The following is a 22,893-nucleotide window of genomic DNA, read 5'->3' as shown; positions in this document are numbered from 1 at the left end:
GCTGGATGGAAGGTCGTTGGCGCGCGGCGTGGGTTACGCCTGCTTCGCCTTGTGCGCTTCCATCGCGGCAATGAACGTATCGAACAGGTAGCCGACGTCTTCCGGGCCCGGGCTCGCTTCCGGGTGGCCCTGGAAGCAGAACGCCGGCTGGTCCGTGAGGGCAAAGCCCTGCAGGGAGCCGTCGAACAGCGAGGTATGGGTGACACGTACATTGGCCGGCAGAGTCGCCGGATCCACGGCGAAGCCATGGTTCTGCGAGCTGATCAGCACGCGGCCGGTATCGTGATCCTTCACCGGGTGGTTCGCGCCGTGGTGGCCGAACTTCATCTTCAGCGTCTTCGCACCGAGGGCCAGGGCCATGATCTGGTGGCCGAGGCAGATGCCGAACACCGGAATCTTCGTGGCGAGGATCTGCTTCGTGGCTTCGATGGCGTAATCGCACGCAGCCGGATCGCCCGGGCCATTGGCGAGGAAGATGCCATCGGCGTTCATCGCCAGCACGTCGGCCGCCGGCGTCTCAGCCGGAACCACCGTGATGTCGACGCCGCGGCCAGCGAGCAGGCGCAGGATGTTCTGCTTCACGCCGTAGTCGTAGGCCACCACGCGGAACTTCTTCGGCGCGTTGTAGAAGGCTTGCTTGTCGAGGTCGTAGACACCCTCGTTCCACTGGTAGGTGGTCTTGGTGCTGACGACCTTGGCCAGGTCCATGCCGTTGAGGCCCGGGAAGGCTTTCGCCTTGGCCACGGCGGCTTCGACGTCGATGGCGTCGCCCGCGACGATGCAGCCGTTCAGGGCGCCCTTCTCACGCAGGATGCGGGTAAGCCGGCGGGTATCGATGCCGGCGATAGCGACCACGTTGTGGCGCTGCAGGTACTGCGGCAGCGGTTCCTGGCTGCGCCAGTTGCTGGCCAGGCGCGGGACATCGCGCACGATGAGGCCGGCCGCGTGGACGCGCTCGGCTTCGACGTCGACATCGTTGGTACCGGTGTTGCCGATGTGCGGGTACGTCAGGGTGACGATCTGCTGGTTGTACGACGGGTCGGTCAGGATTTCCTGATAACCGGTCATGGCGGTGTTGAACACCACCTCACCAACGGTCTCACCGCGGGCACCGACCGCGTGGCCGTGAAAAACGCTGCCGTCTTCGAGAGCAAGCAGAGCAGGAGTACGCATGGGATGGCCGCCTTCGGGTGCAGCAAAGCCCGCAAGCCTGCTTTTTATAGCGGCTCGTGGGCCTTGGGAATGGGAACGTTTGGGCGGGTAAGAATTGTAGGCGCGAGAGGGCCTTCTGTCCACCGGCTTAGACTGAACAACTACGTAGGATTACGCGCCGGGGCCTCGTTCTGGCACGATACAATGGCCGTTAGTGGTACCTGACCGAGAAATGCCCGCCATGCTGCTCGACCCCGCCCGCCTGGACCGTCCCGACACCGACACCCGGCACGAGCCCTTCTCGTTCATGATCGCCCACGGCCAGTTGCCTGACGAAGCCCGCGGCGAGCTCGACCGCGACTTCCCGCAGTACTCCAGCGCCGGCTTCTTTCCCTACGATGCATCGGATTGCGGCCCCTCGGTGAACGAGCTGGTGGGCCAGATGACCTCGCGTGCGTTCTCGGCAGCCGTAGGCCGCCACCTGAATATCGAAGGGCTGGAGGATTATCCGACCCTGGTGACCCTGTGCCGGCTGCTCAACCGCCGCCACGGCACGATCCACACCGATAGCAAATCGAAGGTCGCCACCGCGCTGATTTACCTCAACCCGATGTGGCCGGATACCAGTGATGGCTGCCTACGCTTCCTGGCGTCGATCGACAATATCGATGACGTGGTCGCGCCGGAGCTGAAGCCACTGTATGGGGAATTCGCCGTGTTCCGCCGGGCCGAGAACTCGTTCCACGGCCACCTGCCCTATGAGGGCGAGCGCCGGGTGATCCAGGTCGCCTGGCTCACCTCGGAAGAGGAGAAGGCCCGCAAGACCAAGCGCGGCAAGTTCTCCCGGGCATTCAAGAAACTCTTCGGCAAACTCGACCGCAAGGTCGGCGCCGACCGCGACCGCAGCGCCTCCCACCGCGACTAAACCAGCCACCCTGTAGGAGCGCGCGTGCGCGCGATGGGGGTGCGGCAAGCACCCATCGCGCGCAAGCGCGCTCCTACAGGGTGGTCGCGGTTAGCCCTTGCCGAAATACCAGGCGACGAACAGGGCGAACACGCCATATAGCGCCCCAATCGGCATCAGCCAGCGTGCCTCGACCGCCCCGCGGCGGAACATCGCCCACAGCGAGATGACCGCCACCATGGTGATCACGCCGGCGACAATCAGCGGTGTATCGAACAGCCACGGCGTCGCGAACAGCGCCAGCGAGCTCGGGATGGTGGCCTGGATCATCATCGCGCCGGAGATATTGGCCAGGGCCAACCGTTCCTTGCCCTGGCGCACCCAGATCAATGCGTTCACTGTCTCCGGCAGCTCGGTCGCTACCGGGCTGAGCACCAGGGCGACCAGGTGCGGCGACAGGTGGAAGAACTCACCGAACGCTTCTAGCTGCCAGACGAACACGCGCGAGGCGATGGCGATCACGATGAGGGCCAGGCCGGTCTGCAGAAGGACCCATTTCATGGCCGGATCGGCATCGTGCGGGCGGAACGAGAGCGGTTCCAATGCATCCTCGCCCTCGGGCGCTGAGCTGTCGTCGCGCATCTCGCGCCAGACGTACATGCCGTAGGCGAGCAGAAAGAGCACGCCAAGCCAGGGCTTCCACGCGAAGGCGATCAGGCCAAGGCCTACCTTCACGACAAAGATGGCGAGGAACCACGATTGGTCGCGGGCGAGGCGCTGGTGGTCGACGCGGACGCGGGAGTCGGTGCGATTCAGGCGCTTACGCCCGGCATATAAAGCGAAACCTACGACGGCGTAGGCGATGGTGGCCAGCACCAGTGGGCCACCCAGGGCGGCGCCGACGCCGATGTCCCGCGCCTCTGGCGTCTTGCCGAACATGACGGCGACGAACGTGACGGCGCTTTCAGGAAGAGCGGTGCCAAACGCGGCGAGGACCGTACCGGTCGCTGTGGCGCCCAGGCTCAACTTGCGCCCGAACCACTCGACGCCGTTGACGAAGTATTCGCAGGTGAAATAGATGGCCCCGGCCGAAACCAGGAAGAGGAAGGTTGTCAGCAGCATGGAAGAGCTTCAGGCCGGGCGAGCGCGCGAAAAACCGATGGCACAACGACACCGCTCGCCCGGCCTCGGGTAAGCATGTCGATGGCCAAAGGTCTCGCCGGGCCGGCAGCGTGCTCTCCACACGCTACTGCCGTTCGCGCCATGGGGTCCGGAGACCACCAAGTCTGTTGACGCGAACTCCTCAGGGGGAACGAGGATGGCTACTCCCCAATGACATCGGGGCGAATGTTAACACGGTTTCGAGCAAGCCCGTGTAGGAGCGCGCTTGCGCGCGATGGGTGCTCGCGATAAGCCCTATCGCGCGCAAGCGCGCTCCTACAGGGTTACGGCGAGGCCTGAGCTCAGACCTTTGCGGCGATGACGTCCTCGATGGTCCAGTTGCCGGGCGCGCGGCCGGCCATCCAGGCGGCGGCTTCGAGCGCGCCGCGGGCGAAGATGCTGCGATCGGTGGCGCGGTGGCCGAGCTCAATGCGCTCGCCCTGCCCCATGATCAGCGCCTGGTGCTCACCGACGATGTCCCCGCCGCGAACCACGGCGAAGCCGATGGTGCCGGCCTCACGGGCACCTGGGCGGCCCTCGCGGGCATAGACAGCCAGATCGTCGAGCTTCCCACCCCGGCCTGCGGCGGCCGCATGGCCCAGGGCCAGTGCGGTGCCTGAGGGGGCGTCTTCCTTGCGGCCGTGGTGCGCTTCGACGATATCGATATCCCAGCCCGGCAGCGCAGCGGCGGCTTCGCGCAGCAAGCGGGTGAGCACGGCCACGCCGAGGCTGAAGTTGGCGGCACGCAGCACGGCGATCCGCTCGGCGGCGTGGCTAAGGCGATCTTCCATGGCCTGGTCGAGGCCGGTCGTGCCCGTCACGAGGGCGGCGCCGGTGGCTCCGCATACGTCCAGCGCGGCACCGAGGCCATCGGGGCCGCTGAAGTCGATCACGACATCGATACCGCTAGCGCCATCCCATGTGGTGAAGCGCAGGTCGGAAACATCGCCGTAGGCCGCCTTACCGAGCCGCGCCGACTGCGCCGAGACCACCGCGCGCACCAGTTCGAAACGTTCGTCATCGCGCACCAGGCTGAGCAGCGCGAGGCCCATGCGGCCAGAGGCGCCACTGATGGCAAGACGGACGGGGCGGGTCATGGGGCTGGCCTTAAACGAAACGAGGTTCGCCATCGTAATGTAGGAGCGCGCTTGCGCGCGATGTGGGGGTGCGGCGAGCACCGGTCGCGCGCAAGCGCGCTCCTACATGGGGCGTTTACGAGGTGACTTTGGACCAGAAGTCTTTGACACCATCCATGAAGCTGTTCGAGCGAGGGGTATGCTTCGCGGCTTCTTCGCCTACGAAGGTCGCCTCGAGCTGCTGCAGGATGTCGCGCTGTTCCTTGGTCAGGCGGACCGGCGTTTCGACGACCACGGTGCAGATGAGGTCACCGGTGCACCCACCGCGTACCGACTTGACGCCACGGCCGCGCAAACGGATCTGCTGGCCGGTCTGCGTTTCCGGCGGTACGTTCACCGCAACTTCGCCGTCCAGCGTCGGCACCATCAGTTCGGTACCCAACGCGGCCTGGGCGAAGCGGATCGGCATTTCGCAGTAGAGATCCGAGCCATCGCGCTGGAAGATCGCGTGTTCACGCACGCGCACTTCCACGTAAAGATCGCCCGACGGCGAACCCGCGGGGCCGGCTTCGCCCTGCCCCGTAAGACGGATGCGATCGCCGTTGTCGACGCCCGCCGGAATCTGCACCGACAGCGTGCGCTCTTCCTCGAGGCGACCCTCACCGCGGCACTGCTTGCAGGGCTTGTCGATCTTCTGGCCGGAACCATGGCAAGTCGGGCACGCCTGCTGGATGGAGAAGATGCCGTTCTGCATGCGCACGCGGCCGTGGCCGGCGCAGGTCGAGCAGGTGGAGACCTTGCCATCTTCCGAGCCCGATCCGTTGCAATGCTGGCAATTGACCTGGGTGGGAATCTCGATCTTCTTCTCGACGCCGAACACGGCCTCTTCGAGATTGAGTTCCATGATGTAACGCAGGTCGGCACCGCGGCGCGCGCGCTGGCGGCCACCGCCACCACCACCACCGAAGATGTCGCCAAAGATATCGCCGAAGATGTCGCCGACGTCACCAAAACCGGCGCCGCCACGACCGAAGCCACCGCCCTCGAACGCTGCGTGACCGTGCTGGTCGTAAGCCGCGCGCTTCTGGGCGTCAGAGAGGATGTCGTACGCCTCTTTGGCTTCCTTGAATTTATCGATCGCCGCCGGATCATCCGGATTGCGGTCAGGGTGGTACTTCATCGCGACGCGACGAAAAGTCTTCTTCAGATCGCCCTCGGTGACCGTTCGTTCCACACCGAGGATTTCGTAGTAGTCGCGCTTGCTCATGTGACGCGTTTCTTTCCCTTGGACGGACAAACGCGCCGAAGGCTTTCACCCCGGCGCGGTCGCGTCATTGATACTTCAGACCCGTAGCGCGGAATACTCCCCGCGCCACGGACCCCACCACGAGGACGATTACTTCTTTTCGTCCTTGACCTCGGTGAACTCGGCGTCGACCACGTCATCCGGCTGGGCCGAACCGCCACCGGGAGCGGACTGCTGCGCCGTATCCGACGCGCCACCCGACTGGGCTGCCGCGTACAGCGACTGGGCAACCTGCTCGAGGTTGGCGATCTTCGACTCGATCGCATCCTTGTCGTCGCTGTCCTTCGCCTTCTCCAGGTCGGACACCGCGCCATCGATGCTGGCGAGCTGCTCGGCCGGGATCTTGCCGCCGTGCTCCTTCAGCTGCGAGCGGGTCTGGTGGACCAGCTGGTCAGCCTTGTTGCGCACCTGGACGAGGTCGTGGAACTTCTTGTCCTCTTCGCGGTTGGCTTCGGCATCCTCGACCATCCGCTTGATCTCGTCCTCGGACAGGCCCGAGCCCGCCTTGATCTCGATCTTTTGTTCCTTGCCGGTGTCCTTGTCCTTGGCCGACACGTGCAGGATGCCGTTGGCATCGATATCGAAGGTGACTTCGATCTGCGGCGTGCCGCGCGGCGCGGAACGGATACCCGACAGATCGAACTTGCCGAGCGACTTGTTGGCGTTGGCGCGCTCGCGCTCGCCCTGGAGGACGTGCACGGTCACGGCGGTCTGGTTGTCGTCAGCTGTGGAGAAAACCTGCGAGGCCTTGGTCGGCACCGTGGTGTTCTTCTCGATGAGCTTGGTCATGACACCGCCCATCGTTTCGATACCCAGCGAGAGCGGGGTCACGTCGAGCAGCAGGACGTCCTTGACGGTACCGCCCAGCACACCACCCTGGATCGCGGCGCCGACGGCGACGGCTTCATCCGGGTTGACGTCCTTGCGCGCTTCCTTGCCGAAGAAGTCCTTGACGGCTTCCTGGACCTTGGGCATGCGGGTCTGGCCACCGACGAGGATCACCTCGTTGATGTCCGACACGCGCAGGCCGGCGTCGTTCAGCGCGGTGCGGCACGGCTCGATGGTGCCCTTGACCAGATCTTCCACCAGCGACTCCAGCTTGGCGCGGGTCAGCTTGATGTTGAGATGCTTCGGGCCCGAGGCGTCAGCGGTGACGTACGGCAGGTTCACGTCGGTCTGGTGCGAGGACGAGAGCTCGATCTTCGCGCGCTCGGCGGCATCCTTCAGGCGCTGCAGCGCGAGAGGATCCTTGCGCAGGTCGATGCCCTGTTCCTTGTTGAACTCGTCGACGAGATAGTCGATGACGCGTGCATCGAAATCTTCGCCGCCAAGGAAGGTGTTGCCGTTGGTGGCGAGCACTTCGAACTGCTTCTCGCCATCGACGTTGGCGATCTCAATGATCGAGACGTCGAACGTGCCGCCGCCCAGATCGTACACAGCGATCTTGCGATCGACTGTGCTGGTCTTGTCCAGGCCGTACGCCAGCGCGGCAGCGGTCGGCTCGTTGATGATGCGCTTGACGTCGAGGCCGGCGATCTTGCCCGCGTCCTTGGTGGCCTGGCGCTGGCTGTCGTTGAAGTACGCCGGCACGGTGATGACCGCTTCGGTGACCGACTCGCCCAGGAAATCCTCGGCGGTCTTCTTCATCTTCATCAGCACCTTCGAGGAGATCTCCTGCGGTGCCATCTTCTTGCCATCGGCGGTCTGCACCCAGGCATCGCCGTTTTCGTGCGCGATGATGGCGTACGGGACCAGCTTGATGTCCTTCTGCACTTCAGCGTCGGTGAACTTGCGGCCGATGAGGCGCTTCACCGCGTAGAAGGTGTTCTTGGCGTTGGTGACAGCCTGGCGCTTGGCCGGCGCACCGACGAGGACTTCGTTGTCCTTGGTGAAAGCGACGATGGACGGCGTGGTGCGATCGCCCTCGGCGTTTTCGATGACGCGCGCCGTGTTGCCCTCCATCACGGCAACGCAGCTGTTGGTGGTACCGAGGTCAATACCGATGATCTTGCCCATAAAACCTGCTCCGAATTTCAATGCGGCCCCCGCGGCCGCGACTGTTTGTAAAAGTGGGGCCATGCCCCATCGATTCAATGCTTTGCGAGACTCAGTGGTCCTTTACGACCGCCACCAGCGCCGGGCGCAGCAGGCGATCGTTGAGGACGAAGCCCTTCTGGACCACGGCGACCACGGTGTTCGGCGCGTGCTCGGTCGAATCGACCGCGCTGATCGCCTGGTGGTGTTCCGGGTTGAACGGCTGGTGCAACGGATCGACCAGCACAAGGCCGTTCGACGAAGTGACCTTCTCCAGCTGCTTCAGCGTGAGTTCGAGGCCCTCGCGCAGCGCCTTCGCGTCGGCATTCTCGTTGGCGAGGCCCAGGGCCACGCTGTCGTACACCGGCAGCAGGTCGCCCAGCAGCTTCTCGTTTGCGAAGCGGCGGGCCTGGTCCAGGTCGCGCTGCAGGCGGCGACGCTGGTTTTCGATCTCCGCCCGCTCGCGCAACACGGTATCTCGCGCCTGGGACAGCTCGGACTCCAGGGTCGCCAAACGGGCGGTCAGGGCGTCGAGATCAGCGTTGACGCTCTGCTCGGCGCCGCTCTCCTGCGCCGGATCCGTCGCGTGGGGATCGTGGTTCTGCATGGTTACTCCAAATGTTGGCCGACGGCCCCCGTGAAGGGACCGGACATTCGCGGGAAATACTAAACCCGCCTCCCGTGGCGGTTTATGAGGTCGCCACGGCGCGATTCAAGGCATCGCTGAGCAATCCGGCGGTGGCTTGTACCACCGGGATGACCCGCTCATATGCCATACGCGTCGGTCCAATAACTCCGATCGCGCCCAGCATTCGCCCGCTGGTGCCGTAGGTGGCCGTGACGATGCTGCAACCGTCCAGGGCCGAAAAGCCCGATTCTTCGCCGATAAACAGGCGCACACCCGGTGCCTTGACGCAGTTTTCCATCAGCTGCAGCAGCTCGCGCTTTTGCTGGAACGCGTCGAAGAGGTCGCGCAGGCGGTCGATATCGGCGAGCTCGGAATAGCCCATGAGGTTGGTCTGGCCGCTGACCAGGACATCGTCGGTGTCGTCGTCACGGAACGACGCCGTGGCCAGTTCCACCGCGCTGGCCAGCAGGCGATTGAGTTCGCCCCCGGCTTCACGCAGCTCCGCGGCAAGGTGGGCGCGGATATCCGCCAGGCGGAAGCCGGCGAAGTGGGCATTGAGGTAATTGGCGGCCTGCTCCAGCTCGCGGCCATCGATCGGCCGGGAAAGCTGGACGACGCGGTTCTGCACCTGGTTGTCGGAGAACACCAGGATGACCAGGACGCGGGCATCGGGCAGGTTCACGAAATCGATATGGCGCAGCGGGAAATCACCCTGGCGCGGTACCGAGACCACGCCGGCGAAGTGGGTCATCGCCGAAAGCAGGTGCGAGACGTTGCCGAGCAGGTCGCGCGTGGTCGTCTGGTGTGGTGGCAGCCCGCCCTGCAGGCGCGCCAGGTCGTCGCGCGGCAGCGGCTTCAGTTCGAGCAGGCTATCGACGAACAGGCGCAGGCCGCGTGGTGTAGGAATCCGCCCCGCCGAGGTGTGGGGCGATGCCACCAGGCCGGCTTCTTCCAGGTCGGCCATGATGTTGCGGATGGTCGCCGGGCTGACTTCCAGGCCAGAGGACTTCGCCAGTGTGCGTGAGCCTACCGGCTCGCCATCCGACAGGTATTGGGAGATCAGCGTACGCAAGAGCTGCCGCGCGCGGGCATCGATGTCTTGGCTGGCAAAGGGATTCATGCGCGTGGCTGGGCTGAAGGTCAGGTAGCAGGCGCTATCAATAAGGTCTGCGGGCGCGGCTTGCAAGTCTCGGTTCCTGCGACGCGGCTCCCGCTACAATTGGCGTGATTCCATTCGCCACCCCGGTGCCCATGCTCACGTCGCTGTACGTCCGCCAGTTTGCCGTCGTTGAAGAAGCCGAGGTGGCCTTCGGGCCGGGACTCACCGTGGTCAGCGGCGAGACCGGCGCCGGCAAGTCCCTGCTGGTCGATGCGTTGATGCTGCTGGCCGGCGCCCGCGCCGATAGCGGCATGGTCCGCGCCGGCAGCGATCGCGCCGAACTGGCCGCCGAGTTCGACCTGGCCGGCCTGCCTGAAGCCCTGGGCTGGCTGCGCCAGGAGGAACTGGACGATGGCGAGACCTGCCATCTTCGCCGGGTGATTCGTACCGAGGGCAGTTCGAAGGCCTGGATCAACGGCCGCCCGGCCAGCCTGGCGCAGATGTCGGCGGTGGCCGCGCTGATCGTCGAGATCCATGGCCAGCATGAACACCAGGCCCTGCTCTCGCGCCAGCACCAGATGGGCTTGCTCGATGCCTTCGCCGGAAACGAAGCATCCCTCGGCACCGTCCGTGATCTCGCGAAGGCCTGGCGCGACGCCGTGACCAAGATCCGCACACTCTCGGGCGGCGACGATCGCGAACGCCAGATCGAACTGCTCGCGCACGAACTCGAGGAGCTGGACCGCTGGGCCCTGGCGCCTGCGGCACTGGAGGATCTGGAAGCCCAACACCGCCGCCTCGCCAATGCGGGCCGCCTGGCCGAGGGTGCCAACGGCGTCGTGGAACTGCTCGATGGCGAGAGCGAGTTCTCGATTGGCCGCGCCCTGCTACGCGCCCATGCCGAGCTTTCGCGCCTGGCCGAACTGGATGCCACCCTTACCCCCACGCTCGAACTGCTGGATAGCGCGCAGATCCAGGTCGGTGAAGCCGTAGATGGCCTGGGCCGCTATGCACAGGATGTCGAACTGGATCCGGAGCGCCTGGCCGAGGTGGATACCCACCTCACCCATCTGCACGATCTCGCGCGCCGCTACCGGCTGCCGATCGCGGAACTCACGGCAAAGGCCGAGGAACTGCGCGAACGCCTGACCGAGCTGGAAGGCGCGGGCGATGCACTCGAGCGCCTGGGCCGCGAGCGCGACAGCCTGCGCAAGGATTACGACACGGCCGCCACGGCGCTCTCGAAAGCGCGCGCCGATGCTGCGGCGCGGCTTGGCTCATCCGTAGCCACCCTGATGGGCGAGCTCGGCATGTCCGGTGGCCGTCTCGAGGTCGCGCTGGAGCCGGCCGAAAGCGACGACCCGGATCCGCAGGGTCGCGAACGCTGCGAACTGATGGTCAGCGCCAATCCCGGCCAGCCGCCGCGGCCGCTGCGCAAGGTGGCCTCAGGCGGTGAACTCGCGCGCATCAGCCTGGCGATTGAAGTCGCCACGTTGGGTAACGATCAGATCGGCTGCATGATCTTCGACGAAGTGGATACGGGCATCGGTGGTGCGGTCGCCGAAGTGGTCGGCCAGAAGCTGCGTGCGCTCGGCGAAAAAGTGCAGGTGCTCTGCGTCACCCATCTGCCGCAGGTCGCCGCACAAGGGCATAACCATCTCAACGTGGCGAAGGAAAGCGACGGCGAATCCACCCGCACGCGGATCAAGGCCCTCGACGCCAACGGCCGCCGCGAGGAGATCTCGCGCATGCTGGGCGGCGTGGAAATCACCAAGGAAACCCGCGCCCACGCCAAGAAAATGCTGGACAAAGCCCAAGGCTAACCGCCCACCTGTAGGAGCGCGCTTGCGCGCGTTGGGTGCTAGCGGCAGCCCCCCATCGCGCGCAAGCGCGCTCCTACAAAAGTGCTTACGTGCGGATCAGGCCGCGTTCCTGGGCCATGCGGTACAGATCCAGTTCCGAGCCGGCGTTGAGCTTGTTCATCACTGCGGCACGGTGGATGTAGATCGTCTTCTGGCCGATCCCAAGCTCGGCTGCCACCTGCTTCGGCGCACGGCCGGCCGCCAGCAACAGGAACACTTCGCGCTCGCGGGCGGTCAGGCGGCTGAACGGATCGAGGTCCTGCGAGGACCGGCTCGAGCGGCGCTCGCGCAGGTCCGAGCTGAGGTACTGATCGCCGGCCAGCACCGCGCGCAGCGCGGCGACCAGCTCTTCCGGCGCGACACCCTTCGTCACGTACCCACGCGCACCACGGCGCATGGCTTCGGAAACGTAGGGTTCGCCATCGTGCATGCTCAGCACGACGATACGCATGTTCGGCTCAATGCTGCCCAGGTGCTCGATCAGCGGCAGGCCACTGCCATCGGGCAACGACAGATCGACCGCCACCAGATCGGGGCGGTGCTGGGTCACGGCATCGACTGCCTCATCGGCATTGCGCGCTTCGGCGACGACATCCAGGTCCGGCTCAAGCTGGATCAGGCGCTTGAAACCTTCGCGAACGATGGCGTGGTCATCTACAAGGACGATTCTTGGCATGGACTGAATGTAACAGTACTCGCCCGAATGTGTGCATCGCGCCGCAGCACGCGTCAGGACGCCACATCAGCCGTGTAACATTCACGCGTATGCGCCTTCGCACCCTCTCCCGCTTCGCCGGCCCCCTCATCGCCATCAGCTACGCGCTGGCCTGGGTGATGCTCTGGCCGACCGAGCAGCCCTATTGGGTGTTGCCCTTCGGCCTGCGCTTCGGCGCCCTGCTGCTGACCCGCACCCGCGACTGGGCCTGGATCCTGGGCGCCGAGATCGCCGCCAGTGCCTTCTGCGAGTGGCGCAGCGGCCTGCCGATCGGCGGCGCCGGCTTCGTGCTGGGCGATACCCCTGAGCCGCTGATGGTGGCCGCCTGCCTCTGGCTGCTCAGGCGCGCGCACCTGCATGCGAGCCTGAATACCCCGGAAGACGTGGCCCGCCTGCTGCTTTCGGCCATGGTCACCGCCACGGTGGCTACGGCCGGCAATGCCGCCATGATGGCCTCACTGCACCCGGCCGCGCCGGTCGAAATGCTCGGCACCACCTTCGGCAGCGACCTGCTCGGCAACTACCTTGGCGTGTTGCTGGTGGTTCCGGTGATGGTGCTGGTATTCCGCGAACGCCCGACGCAAACCGCCCTGGCCGAGCTGTTGCTGGATGGTTTGCTGGTGATGCTGCCCTCGCTGGCCATCCTGGTGACCCTGGCTGAGTATTCCCCGCAGCCCCAGTTCGCCCGCGTGCTTTCGCTGGCGCCGGTGCTGTTCTTCGCCTTCCGCCACGGCTGGCGTGGCGCGGGCCTGGCGATGCTGATCACCAGCGTGGGCCTGAATGTCACCGAGGACATGATCGGCCGCGGCGCCCCAACGGCCGCCGCGCACCTGTTCCTGGCCGTGGCCGGCACCGGCACGCTGATGCTCGGCGCCGCCACCGACGCCCTCCGCCGCAGCAGCGAGCGGGTCGCCCAGCAGAACACCCACCTGGCCGCGGCCAACCAGCGGCTGGACCAGTTGGCCCGCCAGCTGCGTGACGCCGCCCGCGGCAACCTGCAGGCCGAAGAAAGCCTGCGCCGGCATATGGCCTCCGAGCTGCACGATGAGCTGGGCCAGAACCTCACGGCGATCCAGACCCACCTGAAGCTAGCCCAGAGCCGCCTCGGCAATGCGGGTATGGACGACATCGGCAGCGCCATCAACGGGATCCTGGGCCATATGCGCCGGGCGCTGCACAAGATGCTGGATAGCCTGCGCCCCTCGGTGCTGGACGAGTTCGGCCTGCTGCGCGCCCTGGACGAAGGCCCGATCCGCGACATGCTCACGGCGGCGGGCATCCACTATGTGACCGACTTGCGCGGCGAACCCCGCCTGCTGGATGACGACACCCTGACCGCCATCTACCGGGTGGTCCAGGAGAGTGCCACCAACGTCGTACGACATTCCGGTGCAAAAGAGCTGCGCCTGCGCCTGCGCATCGGCCTGCGTGACAGCGGCCCGGTCGCGGTCCTCGACATTCGTGACGACGGCCATGGCCTGCCCTCCACCCCCCGCCCGGTCCGCACCGATGGCGGCGGCCGTGGACTGCAGGGCATGAGCGACCGAATCACCGCCCTGGGAGGCGTTTTCCGGATCGTCCCAGAGCCTGTCGGACTTCACCTACGCGTGTTGCTTCGCAGCACAAGTATCGGAATGAACATAGGAAATTTTCCAATAGCCGGTTCGTGAACACTTCGTTACGATTCTTCCATCGATGTGGGGGAGCCGCCGTCGAGAGACGGTGAGCCCAGGTCGATCGTGGGGACGATCGACCTGAAGAGGCGACAGGATGTCAGCCTCGCCGGCGTCAGGTGGTGTACGGGATCTAGCGAGCAACTCGCGATCCACGAACCACCTGGCATCCGGATCAGCCGCCGGTGGACAGGAGTCCACCGGCGGCGTTTTTATTTGCGCCCCCGAAACACCCATGTAGGAGCGCGCTTGCGCGCGATGGGTGCTTGCGAAAACCCCGATCGCGCGCGAGCGCGCTCCTACAGAAAGGCACAAAAAAGCCCCCGGTCTACGGGGGCTTTTCTTTTTACACCAGCGACTTAGCGCGCTTTCTTCTTAGGCCGCACATACAGGACCAGACTATGGTCCTCAATGACATACCCATGGCGCTCGGCGATCTCATGCTGGAGGCGCTCGATCTCCTCGCTGATGAACTCGATCACCTTCCCGCTGTCAACGTCGATCATGTGGTCATGATGCTTGCCGCGGTCCAGTTCGTAGACGGCCTGGCCGCCCTCGAAGTTGTGCTTCATTACGATGCCGGCCGCTTCGAACTGGGTCAGCACCCGGTACACCGTGGCAAGCCCAATGTCCTCCTGGTGCGCAAGCAGGCGCTTGTAGATGTCTTCGGCCGTAAGGTGGCGCTCATCCGCCTCCTCGAAGACCTGCAGGATCCGCATGCGCGGATGGGTGACTTTAAGGCCCGCCTTGCGGAGCTCTTGGGTTTCCTGGTCCATGTCAGACCTCTTCTCGCGGTGCCGTCAGGCGCTTAGTGTATCATCGCTCGCTTCACGATCTGGACGTTACTACGCATGCAAAAGCTGCTTATCCGCACGCTGGGTATGGCCCTCCTGGCAACCGCCTCCGCGGGCTGTGGCCTTGTCTATACCCCCGACGTGCAGCAGGGCAACCTGCTCGACAAGAAAAACGTCGACCAGCTGCAGCCCGGCATGACGAAACGCCAGGTCCTGGTGCTCATGGGCACCCCGTCGGTCATCTCACCGTTCGATAACGATCGCTGGGACTACGTCTCCACGTTCTCGCATCGTGGCAAGCCCATGACCACGCGCACGCTGACGCTCACCTTCAATAACGACACCCTGGTGCGTACGGAAGGCGACTTCTTCAAGCAGGATGCCCAGCAGCTGCTGGAAGACTCGAAGAAGTACAAGAGCAACCCGGTCGAAGACGCCAAGGGTGACAAGAACACCAGCGCCAACGACAAGAAGGACGACAGCGTCATCTTCGGCGGCGGCGCCACCACCGACGACAGCAAGAAGTAAGTCGGAACCCGCCGTCTCCTGTAGGAGCGCGCTCGCGCGCGATGGACGCCCGGAATCGCTCAACGCGCTACCGGGCCGCCCTCCTCCTTCGAGCCTCCATCGGATCCAGCGTCAACGCCCGATAGATCTCAACCCGATCCTCCGGCGCCAGCACCCGGTCAGCGTCCACCTTCTTCCCGAAGACCCCAAGACGCTCCGGATCCGGCTGGACACCTACGGGGAGCCCCGGCAAGGCCTGCATCACCGCCTGCCAGGCCGTCGTACCCGCCGGCACCGTCAGCGCCAGCACCGCCTGGCCCTCGGGACCGGCGTAGGCTACTTCCACGGCGAGTTCAGCCATACACCCGGCGCGCCTCGTCGCAGAAGTCGTCCACCATCTTGTTAGCCAGCTGCTGGAAACCCATCTTCAGTACCGTGCCGCCCAGCCCGGCGTAGTCGAAATCCAGCTCCAGGGCGATCTTGCAGCCCACGTCACCCAGGGCCTGGAAGCTGAAGACGCCATCGAGGGAGCGGAACGGGCCCTCGACGAACTTCATGGTCAGCCGTTCAGGCCGTTCCATGGTGTTCCGGGTGGTGAAGTTTTGCTTCATCCCGGCGAACTTGAGGTCGAGCCGGGCGACCAGGGCGTTCTCCTCACGCTCCACGATGGTGGCAGCGTCACACCAGTTGAAGCGCTTTGGGTATGCTTCAACGTCGTTGACCAGGTCGAACATCTGCGCGGGCGTGAAAGGCACGATCGCACTGCGGCGGATTTCAATCACTGGATAGACCTCGTCGTATTTGCCGGCTCACGGACCCGCCGGCCTCGTATCAGGGACCGATTCAGGCGATTTTAGCGGACATGGCAAAAGCGAAGGCAAAGGACACGGAAAAAGAGGGCGGCGGCACGATCGCGCTGAACAAGCGCGCGCGCCACGAATACCACATCGACCAGCGTTTCGAATGCGGCATGGCGCTGCAGGGCTGGGAACTGAAGTCACTACGTGCCGGCCGGATCAACTTCGGCGAAGGCTGCTACGCGATCATCGAGCACGGTGAGGTCTTCCTCGTCGGTGCCCAGATCCCGCCACTGATCAGCGCCTCCACCCACGTGGTCGCCAACGACCGCCGCACCCGCAAGCTGCTCCTGCACCGCGAGGAGATCGATCGCCTGATCGGCGCCGTCGAGCGCAAGGGCTATACCCTGGTCCCCACCGCGATGTACTGGAAGAACAACAAGGTGAAGTGCGAAATCGGCCTGGCCAAGGGCAAGCAGGAACACGACAAGCGCAACACCGACAAGGAACGCGAGTGGGCGATCGACAAGCAGCGCGTCATGCGCAGCCACAACCGCATGGGCTAAAACCCCTCCAAAAGGGGCTAACGCCCCTGTAGGAGCGCGCTTGCGCGCGATCGGCCCACCCAAACGTAAGCCAACGCCGACACCCCACCAGGCCGAACGCCCATTGTGACGCCCCTCCCCCACCCATATACTGTGTGGAGTAGGTACACCACGTTTTCCCCGGGGATGTTTTGGTTTCGACGGGGGTAGTGCGATCTACTGGTGCATGCCGAGGGGGTAGCTTTCCTCGTTAAACCAGCTGCAAAAAACATAGTTGCCAATGACAACTACTACGGTGACAACTCGGTGGCTCTCGCCGCCTAAGCTGTCCGGCCCCTAAAAAAAGGGCCAAACCCCCGAACCGGTCTTGTGCTCATGCTCGCCGGTGTAGGGTCACTATCATGAGACCGCTGAAAGCCTCTCCGCCTGTGGGGCTGACGCTAGATCAATCAGGTATGTCCGCCGGTGCGCTTAGCACGCCGTGCTGTCGGTGGACGAGACTTAACGGTGAGCTAAGCATGTAGATCTGGAGATTAAACGCCTTCGGACGCGGGTTCGACTCCCGCCATCTCCACCAACAAAAGAAAAAGCCCCGGAGGGAAACTTCCGGGGCTTTTTCTTGAGCTCGATGTCGACCGTGCATGGCTTCCAGCTGGGACAATTTGCCTCGATGTATGGAAATTGTTTTTAGCTAAGATGGCTTTGCGCCTGCAGCATCATGCCTGCATGGCCGGCCCTGACGCTTTCTCATCTCTTATCGACATTCGTCAGATAGCAACAAGTCATAGCCTGGAAACAACGCGGTGGATTGGGTCCCCATAGTCTTCATTACCTTCAAGGTTCTCGTTTTCGGCACCGGCATGTTCTTTGCCATCCGGTGGCATTACGAGCAAGGCAAGAAGGGACGACACGCTGAGAGGCGCGCCGTGCTACTTGCAGCCGGCAAGGTGGCCGTCATCTTCGTGCTATTGGCAGTAGGCCTGCTGCTTGCCACCTTCGCCGTGGGCAGGAAACTCGGTTTGACTTGACCTTGTACGCCAGCCATACCGAGCGTAGCCTCAACGGAGCTACCTCACAAAGGCGTGCGGGCGTGCTCAAAAACCTCATCCCCAAGATCTTCTACGATCACCTGCAGGACGGCCTCGACTTCTTCATCGACGGTCTCGGATTCGAGATCCTCTATCGCGACGACGATTTAGCCGTCATTGGCCGCGACAGCGCTAAGGCGTACATCGTACAAAGCCCGGAGTACGCAGCGAAGGATCGACCGGAACTTGGTATCGACACCGACGATGTCGATAGCATTTACCGAGAACTGTCCGAACGTGTTCCACACCTACTTCATCCCAATTCAAGCGCGCCCGCTCTAAAGCCCTGGGGCTCGCGTGAGTTCGCGATGCTCGACAAGACGACGGTCTGTGTGGTTTTCCGCGAATGGCCTGAAACTAAATCCAGCTAATCAGAATCATCTCTGGCATTACACGCATCGACCGGCCCAAACGGCTCGGTCGATGCGCTGCTTCTCTAGACGCGGACCAATAGGTCCTACGCCATTAGCTTCCGGTCGTCAGGAAGTGGTCGAGCGCGGTATCGCTGAAGACCTTTTGCAGCAGTTCCGACAAGGCCGTATTCATCCACGCGGCATTGGTATCCGGTTGCCAAATTCCGTTTCGATCAAAATCCAGGGCCGTAGAGGAATATGTTCCGACCAATTATCGATAACGAAGAGATGCGTCGGTGGGTGACTCTCGCTGGCGACGACTCAGAAAGCCCATTTGAGTATGAGGTTGGAAGTGCTTTTCCCTTCCTCTCGTACGCCGACTATGCCGCCTTATTTTTACCCGAAACAATCGCCGCAGCATGCGCGTGGTCGGTAAGAAACGATCTACGCCAGTTCGCCATGTTCTTCACCATTCCCGATCCAACGGAGTATCTCCGTGACTCCGGATTCCTAGGCGGCTTGGTCGCCGCGGGTGCAGACAATCCCAAGGACATTGAATCGCTATTGACCCATGATAATCGGATGCGTGACTTCCTATCGCCCTATGACATTTCCCATCGCTTTATGATTGTGCCCGACGACCGCTCATGGTTGTGGATAGGGGACAGGGACGCCGATCTCGCCATCTTCGGATTTTCCACCGAAATGCAGCAGCGAGAGTTTATTTCGGATGCCGGCTTCAAGATGTTTGCTTCGCCTGATGATGCCGCCGCTCATGCGATGACGCTCATGGACTATCACATGCAAGAAAAAGCCCGCTAACGCGGGCTCTTTCTTTTCCTCATGTCCGCGTACGGATCCCGCAGCGTGGCCGATGCCCTGAAGGCATTACGGACTAATGCGATACATCACCGTAGCATGCGGCTCCAGCTTAACCTTGATCGCCCCATCGCCCTTGGCATCCGTATGCGCCCAAAGGTCCCGCACGGTGTGATTCCCGCCGGCCTTAAGCCCAATCTCGGTCGCCGCGACAGAAACGTCCTTAGCCGCATCACCTTCATTAAACACGGCCACGGCCCGCCCACCATCCTTAAGCGGCTTAACGATCACGTGGATCCCATCAGCATCCCGCACCTGGTGACCCTGCACACCCAGCGGATCCTGATCGATCGCAATCACATCCTTGTTCAACAGGATCTGTAACGCATCCGGCTTGATCGTCCGCAGATCGGTACCAATAAGCAACGGCGAAGCCATGATCGACCACAGGCTGAAGTGGCTACGGTATTCAACATCCGTCATGCCACCGTTACCCACCTCAAGCATATCCGGATCATTCCAGTGCCCAAGGTGCGCGTACTTATCGAGGACCACGTTCTCCTTGAAGATCTTCAGCATCGAGGCGTAGGTGTCGGTGATGTCACCGGTGGTACGCCAGGACCCGGCGTTGACCGGCGCCTTGCTGGCCCACAGCCAGGGCTTGTTCTCGCCCCACTCGCACATGCTGAAGAAGATGTTCCGACCGCTGCTACGCAGCGCGTTAGCCATATCGGTGTAACGCTTATGCGCATCGATCTTCTGGTTGTTGCAGTTGTCGTACTTCAGGTAATCGACTTTCCATGAGGCAAAGGTCTTCGCATCATCCTTCTCATGGCCCAGGCCACCCGGGAATCCGCGATCTTCCTGCAGCGGCTCACAGGTGGACGTACCCGCACTGGAGTACAGACCAAACTTCAGCCCACGCTGGTGGATGTAATCCGCAAGAGCCGCAATGCCACTCGGAAAGCGCTTCGGGTTGGGCGTCAGATGCCCATCCTTATCGCGCTGCCAGTTGGCCCAGCAGTCATCCACATTCACATAGCGGTACCCGGCATCCTTCAACCCCAGGCTGATGAACTTGTCGGCAACGCCACGGATCATCGCTTCATCGAACTCGGCGCGGCAATGCGTCGAGTTCCAGTTATTGAAGCCCATCTGCGGCAGGAGATCCGCGGTATCCGCCGCCTTCACCGGCGTGGTGGCGATCGCCACCGCGCACATGAGGGAGCCGAACGCCGCGCTTCTAAGCATACCTTTCAGGGAATCACTCATCGCCGGACCTCGTGTCGTTACGGAGGAAAGCCGAGCCATCAGAACGTGCCCCGGAAGCCGACCGTATACACCGTGCCGTCCGCTTCGGCGTACAGGAAGCGATTGCGGTAGACGGAGTAGTCGTACAGATGCTCATGGGTCAGGTTGGTGCCGGAGACAAAGACCGACAGGTTCTTGTTCACCGCGTAGCTGGCGCTGAGGTCGACCTGGCCATAAGCGCTACGCGTCGCTGGCTGGGCACCGCCGCCGTAGGAAATGCTCTCCAGGTACTTGCCACGCCAGTTGTACGCAGCGCGTACCTGGATCGGGCCCTTCTCGTAGTACAAGCTGGCGTTGGCGGAGTCACCAATGCCGGGCACGGCGAACTTGCCGGAGGCGGCAATCACGCCCGGGCTTAGCGACGTGCTGCTCTTCACATGCGTGTAGTTCAGCGCCATACCCAGGCCGTCAAACGGATCAGGCAGCAGGTTCTTGAACTGGTAGTTGAAGGTCAGCTCTTCACCGTAGATGTTCGACGAGTTCAGGTTGACCGGCTGGGTGAGCGACCATGTCAGGGGCTGCCCGCTGGCCTGGTCGGTCAGGAACTGCACCGGCGAGCTCACCAACGTGCTGAAGTTACTGACCTTCTTGTAGAAGCCTTCCAGTGCGAGGTAGCTGGCGTCGTCGATGTACCACTCCAGGCCCATGTCGTAGTTCCGCGAGGAATACGGCTGGAGCTGCGGATTACCGCGCGAGATGGTCAGCGAGTTCGGGCGCACGCCATAGCTGGTGTTGTAGTAGAGGTTACTGAGCTGCGGCGGCGTCAGGGTCTTGGAGAGCGAGAAGCGGTAGACCAGGTTATCCAGCAGCGTCCATTTGAAGTTCATCGACGGCAGCCACTTGTGGTAACCGCCATCCGCCGACTGCGGCGCCAGCGGACCATACGACACCTGGGCATTGCTGGTGTCGTTCGGGTCGACGTAGTAGGTGACCGGCGGCTGGTTCACCGCCGTGGACGTCGAGGCGACATGGAGATACCGCACGCCCAGGTCGACCGCCCAGGGCATGTTCCAAGCCGTGCCTTCGAAGAGCGCCTTGGCAAAGAACGCCTTCTGGTCTTCACCCACGTTGTTGTAGCTACCGGGGTTCGGCGCGGCATCCAGGGTGCCGCCGTTGCCGGCGAGGCCTGCCAGCAGGGCGTTGCGCTTGTCGTCGGGAAGCTGGTTGTACGCCGCGGGCGACGCCAGCCAGCTCAGGTAGGCCCGCGGGTCGTACTGGATCCACTGCGACGGAGCGCCCGGCGAGGACACGCCATGGACCTTCGACGGCGCGTCGTAGACGTAGGCACCGACGGCTTCCGGTGGCACATTGAGGGAATAGCCACAGTAGGCGTTGCAGAGGATGCCGTTGGGCGTACCCCAGCTATCCGACTTCACGTACTGCTTGGTGTACTGCACGCCCGCCTGCAACCGCGTGAGCACGCCGTCGCCGAAGGCCTTGTCCAGCTTGAGCTGGTAGTTGTTGACCTTGTTGGTGACGTTGTTGCCCGAACCCGCGTTACAGCAGTGCGCCGCAAGGTTGGACATATCGGTGGTCGACAGGATGTTCGAGTAGCTCGGCGGCTCGCTGTCACCGCCATTGGTCCAGGTGGGGTTGGTGCCGAAGTTCTTCGCACCGATCACCAAGAAGTAACCGTTCGGGCTTTCCTTGTTCCACGCCTTGGAGCTGGAGACGTCCAGGCTCAGTTTCGTATCCTGGTCGATGTCGAAACCAAGGTTCAGGCCGTTCTGGTAGCTCTTCTCGTAGCTGGGCGCATAGGACATGACGTAGTCGTTCGCCATGACGTTGGGGCCGGAGCTATTGCGCACGAAGTTGAGCGCGGTGCCGTTCGGATCGAGCGTCATCGACTGGATGTCGCCCGTGTTGCCGTACTCACCGAACTCATGCTCAACGCCGTCAACCTTGTAGCTCGAGAACAAGGTATCGAACTGCACGGTCAGCTGGTCGATCGGTTTCCAGTCGATGGCACCGCTGACGCCCTTGCGGGTGCGCGTTTCGTCCAGCACGTTGGTGGCCAGGGTTTCCGGCACCGCCACGCCGGTGTACGTCGGCACGGTCTGGTTCGGCGACGTCTTGATGTCCTGGTCGGCATACCAGGAGTTCGCCTGCGTATTGAGCTGGGTATCCTTGCGCTTGTAGTACGTGGCGTTGGCCATCCAGCCGAACGTGTGATCCGAGTTGGTCCAACCCAGCAGGCCCGAGGCCTTCGGCGTGGTCTTGCCCTTCCAGGAACCGGTCAGGTTGCTGTTGACGCCCGCCCCGCTCCACGCGCCGTGGTAGCCGCTGAAGTCGAGCGGCCGCGCGGTCTGGATGTCCACCACGCCGCCGATGTCGACTTCGGAGATATCCGCCGACGAGGTCTTGTTGACCTGGGCGACGCTGATGATTTCGGAAGGCAGCACGTCGAAGTTGAAGGCGCGCGAGCCAGAGGCCGTGGCCATGGGACGGCCGTTGATCGTGACGGCGACGAAGTCCGGGCCGAAGCCGCGGATGGCGATCTGGCTGGACTCACCGCCACTGCGGTTCACCGACACGCCCGGCACGCGCTGGAGCGCGTCGGCTACGTTCGGATCGGGAAACTTGCCCGCCTCTTCGGCGGAGATGGAATCGACGACGTTGACCGCATCCTGCTTGATCGCCTGCGCGCGCTGCAGCGCCGCCAGCTGGCCGGTGACGGCCACCGCGCCCAACTCAGTGACCTTCTTGTCTTCGGCTGCCTGGGTGCCAGGTTTGGCGGGCTTGGCCGCCTTTGCCGGCGGCGCGGCAGACTGCGTGCCGGCCGGAGCCGCATCTGGCGCTGCCTGCGCATACCCCGGTACGCCGTAACCCACCATCCAGGCCACACCCGTCGCCACAAGCGAACGCCGCACGGCGACTGCCAGTTTCGTTAACTGCATGCTTACTCTCCCCGACACTGTGGAAAACCCCAATGAGCACACACGGATTGCCGCCCTAAGCCCATGTGCACCGCCCCCTAAAGCGGTGCCACAAAGCGTCCTTATTCCCCGTCACCCCGAACCTCTGACAGAGAATTGAGCTGTCACCGTGCATTTGTAGTACTTATTAATC

The 22,893-nt window shown here is 63.4% G+C and carries 21 protein-coding genes, 1 other RNA gene and 1 riboswitch; of the genes, 9 read left to right on the top strand and 13 right to left on the bottom strand.

Features of this window, described 5'->3' with window-relative positions; translation table 11 throughout:
* Positions 1 to 33 precede the first annotated feature (33 nt).
* Entirely contained in the window at positions 34 to 1,173 is a 1,140-nt protein-coding gene (carA, locus tag VGN46_RS18135; RefSeq protein WP_331645802.1) for a glutamine-hydrolyzing carbamoyl-phosphate synthase small subunit, read from the bottom strand.
* 211 nt (positions 1,174 to 1,384) lie between these two features.
* On the opposite strand from carA, the gene VGN46_RS18130 reads away from it, so the two are divergent.
* The gene (locus VGN46_RS18130) at positions 1,385 to 2,077 is read left to right on the top strand and encodes a 2OG-Fe(II) oxygenase (protein ID WP_331645800.1); all 693 of its coding nucleotides are present in this window, start codon (positions 1,385 to 1,387) and stop codon (positions 2,075 to 2,077) included.
* 90 nt (positions 2,078 to 2,167) lie between these two features.
* Here the strand turns inward: VGN46_RS18130 and VGN46_RS18125 are convergent, their stop codons facing one another.
* The 6 genes from VGN46_RS18125 to hrcA all read right to left on the bottom strand — a co-directional run bounded on the left by VGN46_RS18125 (position 2,168) and on the right by hrcA (position 9,381).
* Entirely contained in the window at positions 2,168 to 3,178 is a 1,011-nt protein-coding gene (locus VGN46_RS18125) for a sodium:calcium antiporter (protein ID WP_331645798.1), read from the bottom strand.
* A 28-nt stretch (positions 3,179 to 3,206) separates the two neighbouring features.
* Positions 3,207 to 3,399, bottom strand: a riboswitch (yybP-ykoY riboswitch).
* A gap of 120 nt (positions 3,400 to 3,519) precedes the next feature.
* Entirely contained in the window at positions 3,520 to 4,314 is a 795-nt protein-coding gene (gene dapB / locus VGN46_RS18120) for a 4-hydroxy-tetrahydrodipicolinate reductase (RefSeq protein ID WP_331645796.1), read from the bottom strand.
* 115 nt (positions 4,315 to 4,429) lie between these two features.
* A complete protein-coding gene (dnaJ, locus tag VGN46_RS18115; RefSeq protein ID WP_331645794.1) occupies positions 4,430 to 5,560 on the bottom strand; it encodes a molecular chaperone DnaJ in 1,131 nt (376 codons plus the stop codon).
* 129 nt (positions 5,561 to 5,689) lie between these two features.
* Positions 5,690 to 7,615, bottom strand: a complete 1,926-nt coding sequence (gene dnaK, locus VGN46_RS18110) for a molecular chaperone DnaK (RefSeq protein ID WP_331645792.1) — start codon at positions 7,613 to 7,615, stop codon at positions 5,690 to 5,692.
* A 91-nt stretch (positions 7,616 to 7,706) separates the two neighbouring features.
* A complete protein-coding gene (grpE, locus tag VGN46_RS18105; RefSeq protein WP_331645790.1) occupies positions 7,707 to 8,240 on the bottom strand; it encodes a nucleotide exchange factor GrpE in 534 nt (177 codons plus the stop codon).
* A gap of 82 nt (positions 8,241 to 8,322) precedes the next feature.
* The gene (gene hrcA, locus VGN46_RS18100; RefSeq protein ID WP_331645860.1) at positions 8,323 to 9,381 is read right to left on the bottom strand and encodes a heat-inducible transcriptional repressor HrcA; all 1,059 of its coding nucleotides are present in this window, start codon (positions 9,379 to 9,381) and stop codon (positions 8,323 to 8,325) included.
* 131 nt (positions 9,382 to 9,512) lie between these two features.
* On the opposite strand from hrcA, the gene recN reads away from it, so the two are divergent.
* Complete coding sequence (recN, locus tag VGN46_RS18095) at positions 9,513 to 11,183, top strand: DNA repair protein RecN (RefSeq protein ID WP_331645858.1); 1,671 nt, start codon at positions 9,513 to 9,515, stop codon at positions 11,181 to 11,183.
* A gap of 85 nt (positions 11,184 to 11,268) precedes the next feature.
* On the opposite strand, the gene VGN46_RS18090 is transcribed toward recN, so the two are convergent.
* A complete protein-coding gene (locus tag VGN46_RS18090; RefSeq protein ID WP_139983375.1) occupies positions 11,269 to 11,898 on the bottom strand; it encodes a response regulator transcription factor in 630 nt (209 codons plus the stop codon).
* Between the two features lie 89 nt (positions 11,899 to 11,987).
* Between VGN46_RS18090 and VGN46_RS20385 the strand changes: the two genes are divergently transcribed.
* The gene (locus VGN46_RS20385; RefSeq protein ID WP_414675270.1) at positions 11,988 to 13,607 is read left to right on the top strand and encodes an MASE1 domain-containing sensor histidine kinase; all 1,620 of its coding nucleotides are present in this window, start codon (positions 11,988 to 11,990) and stop codon (positions 13,605 to 13,607) included.
* Positions 13,608 to 13,969: 362 nt separating this feature from the next.
* On the opposite strand, the gene fur is transcribed toward VGN46_RS20385, so the two are convergent.
* A complete protein-coding gene (gene fur, locus VGN46_RS18075; RefSeq protein ID WP_045829542.1) occupies positions 13,970 to 14,386 on the bottom strand; it encodes a ferric iron uptake transcriptional regulator in 417 nt (138 codons plus the stop codon).
* A gap of 75 nt (positions 14,387 to 14,461) precedes the next feature.
* On the opposite strand from fur, the gene VGN46_RS18070 reads away from it, so the two are divergent.
* Complete coding sequence (locus VGN46_RS18070) at positions 14,462 to 14,932, top strand: outer membrane protein assembly factor BamE (RefSeq protein ID WP_331645785.1); 471 nt, start codon at positions 14,462 to 14,464, stop codon at positions 14,930 to 14,932.
* Between the two features lie 67 nt (positions 14,933 to 14,999).
* Here the strand turns inward: VGN46_RS18070 and VGN46_RS18065 are convergent, their stop codons facing one another.
* Together VGN46_RS18065 and VGN46_RS18060 are read right to left on the bottom strand one after the other, a co-directional pair.
* Entirely contained in the window at positions 15,000 to 15,272 is a 273-nt protein-coding gene (locus tag VGN46_RS18065; RefSeq protein ID WP_331645783.1) for an RnfH family protein, read from the bottom strand.
* Positions 15,265 to 15,693: a type II toxin-antitoxin system RatA family toxin gene (locus tag VGN46_RS18060; protein WP_331645781.1), complete on the bottom strand. Its 429-nt coding sequence runs from the start codon at positions 15,691 to 15,693 to the stop codon at positions 15,265 to 15,267. The genes VGN46_RS18065 and VGN46_RS18060 overlap by 8 nt, the downstream gene beginning before the upstream one ends.
* Before the next feature lie 80 nt (positions 15,694 to 15,773).
* Between VGN46_RS18060 and smpB the strand changes: the two genes are divergently transcribed.
* From smpB to VGN46_RS18035, 5 genes are all read left to right on the top strand, one after another.
* Positions 15,774 to 16,274 carry an SsrA-binding protein SmpB gene (gene smpB, locus VGN46_RS18055; protein ID WP_331645779.1) on the top strand — a complete coding sequence of 167 codons (501 nt, stop codon included), beginning with the start codon at positions 15,774 to 15,776 and terminating at the stop codon, positions 16,272 to 16,274.
* A 161-nt stretch (positions 16,275 to 16,435) separates the two neighbouring features.
* Positions 16,436 to 16,830, top strand: a transfer-messenger RNA (tmRNA) gene (ssrA, locus tag VGN46_RS18050).
* Positions 16,831 to 17,056: 226 nt separating this feature from the next.
* Positions 17,057 to 17,281 (top strand): hypothetical protein, encoded by a 225-nt coding sequence (locus tag VGN46_RS18045; protein WP_331645777.1) that lies wholly within the window; start codon positions 17,057 to 17,059, stop codon positions 17,279 to 17,281.
* Between the two features lie 62 nt (positions 17,282 to 17,343).
* Positions 17,344 to 17,712: a hypothetical protein gene (locus VGN46_RS18040; RefSeq protein ID WP_331645775.1), complete on the top strand. Its 369-nt coding sequence runs from the start codon at positions 17,344 to 17,346 to the stop codon at positions 17,710 to 17,712.
* A 240-nt stretch (positions 17,713 to 17,952) separates the two neighbouring features.
* Positions 17,953 to 18,516, top strand: a complete 564-nt coding sequence (locus tag VGN46_RS18035; RefSeq protein WP_331645773.1) for a hypothetical protein — start codon at positions 17,953 to 17,955, stop codon at positions 18,514 to 18,516.
* A 66-nt stretch (positions 18,517 to 18,582) separates the two neighbouring features.
* Here VGN46_RS18035 and VGN46_RS18030 read toward each other — a convergent pair whose 3' ends face one another.
* Both VGN46_RS18030 and VGN46_RS18025 read right to left on the bottom strand, forming a co-directional pair.
* Positions 18,583 to 19,785: a glycoside hydrolase family 27 protein gene (locus tag VGN46_RS18030; RefSeq protein WP_331645771.1), complete on the bottom strand. Its 1,203-nt coding sequence runs from the start codon at positions 19,783 to 19,785 to the stop codon at positions 18,583 to 18,585.
* A 38-nt stretch (positions 19,786 to 19,823) separates the two neighbouring features.
* A complete protein-coding gene (locus VGN46_RS18025; RefSeq protein WP_331645769.1) occupies positions 19,824 to 22,721 on the bottom strand; it encodes a TonB-dependent receptor in 2,898 nt (965 codons plus the stop codon).
* Positions 22,722 to 22,893: the final 172 nt, after the last annotated feature.

Origin of the sequence: Luteibacter sp. (assembly GCF_036500425.1) — a bacterium.
Taxonomy (GTDB): domain Bacteria; phylum Pseudomonadota; class Gammaproteobacteria; order Xanthomonadales; family Rhodanobacteraceae; genus Luteibacter.
This window is presented reverse-complemented; position numbering and strand designations above follow the sequence as displayed.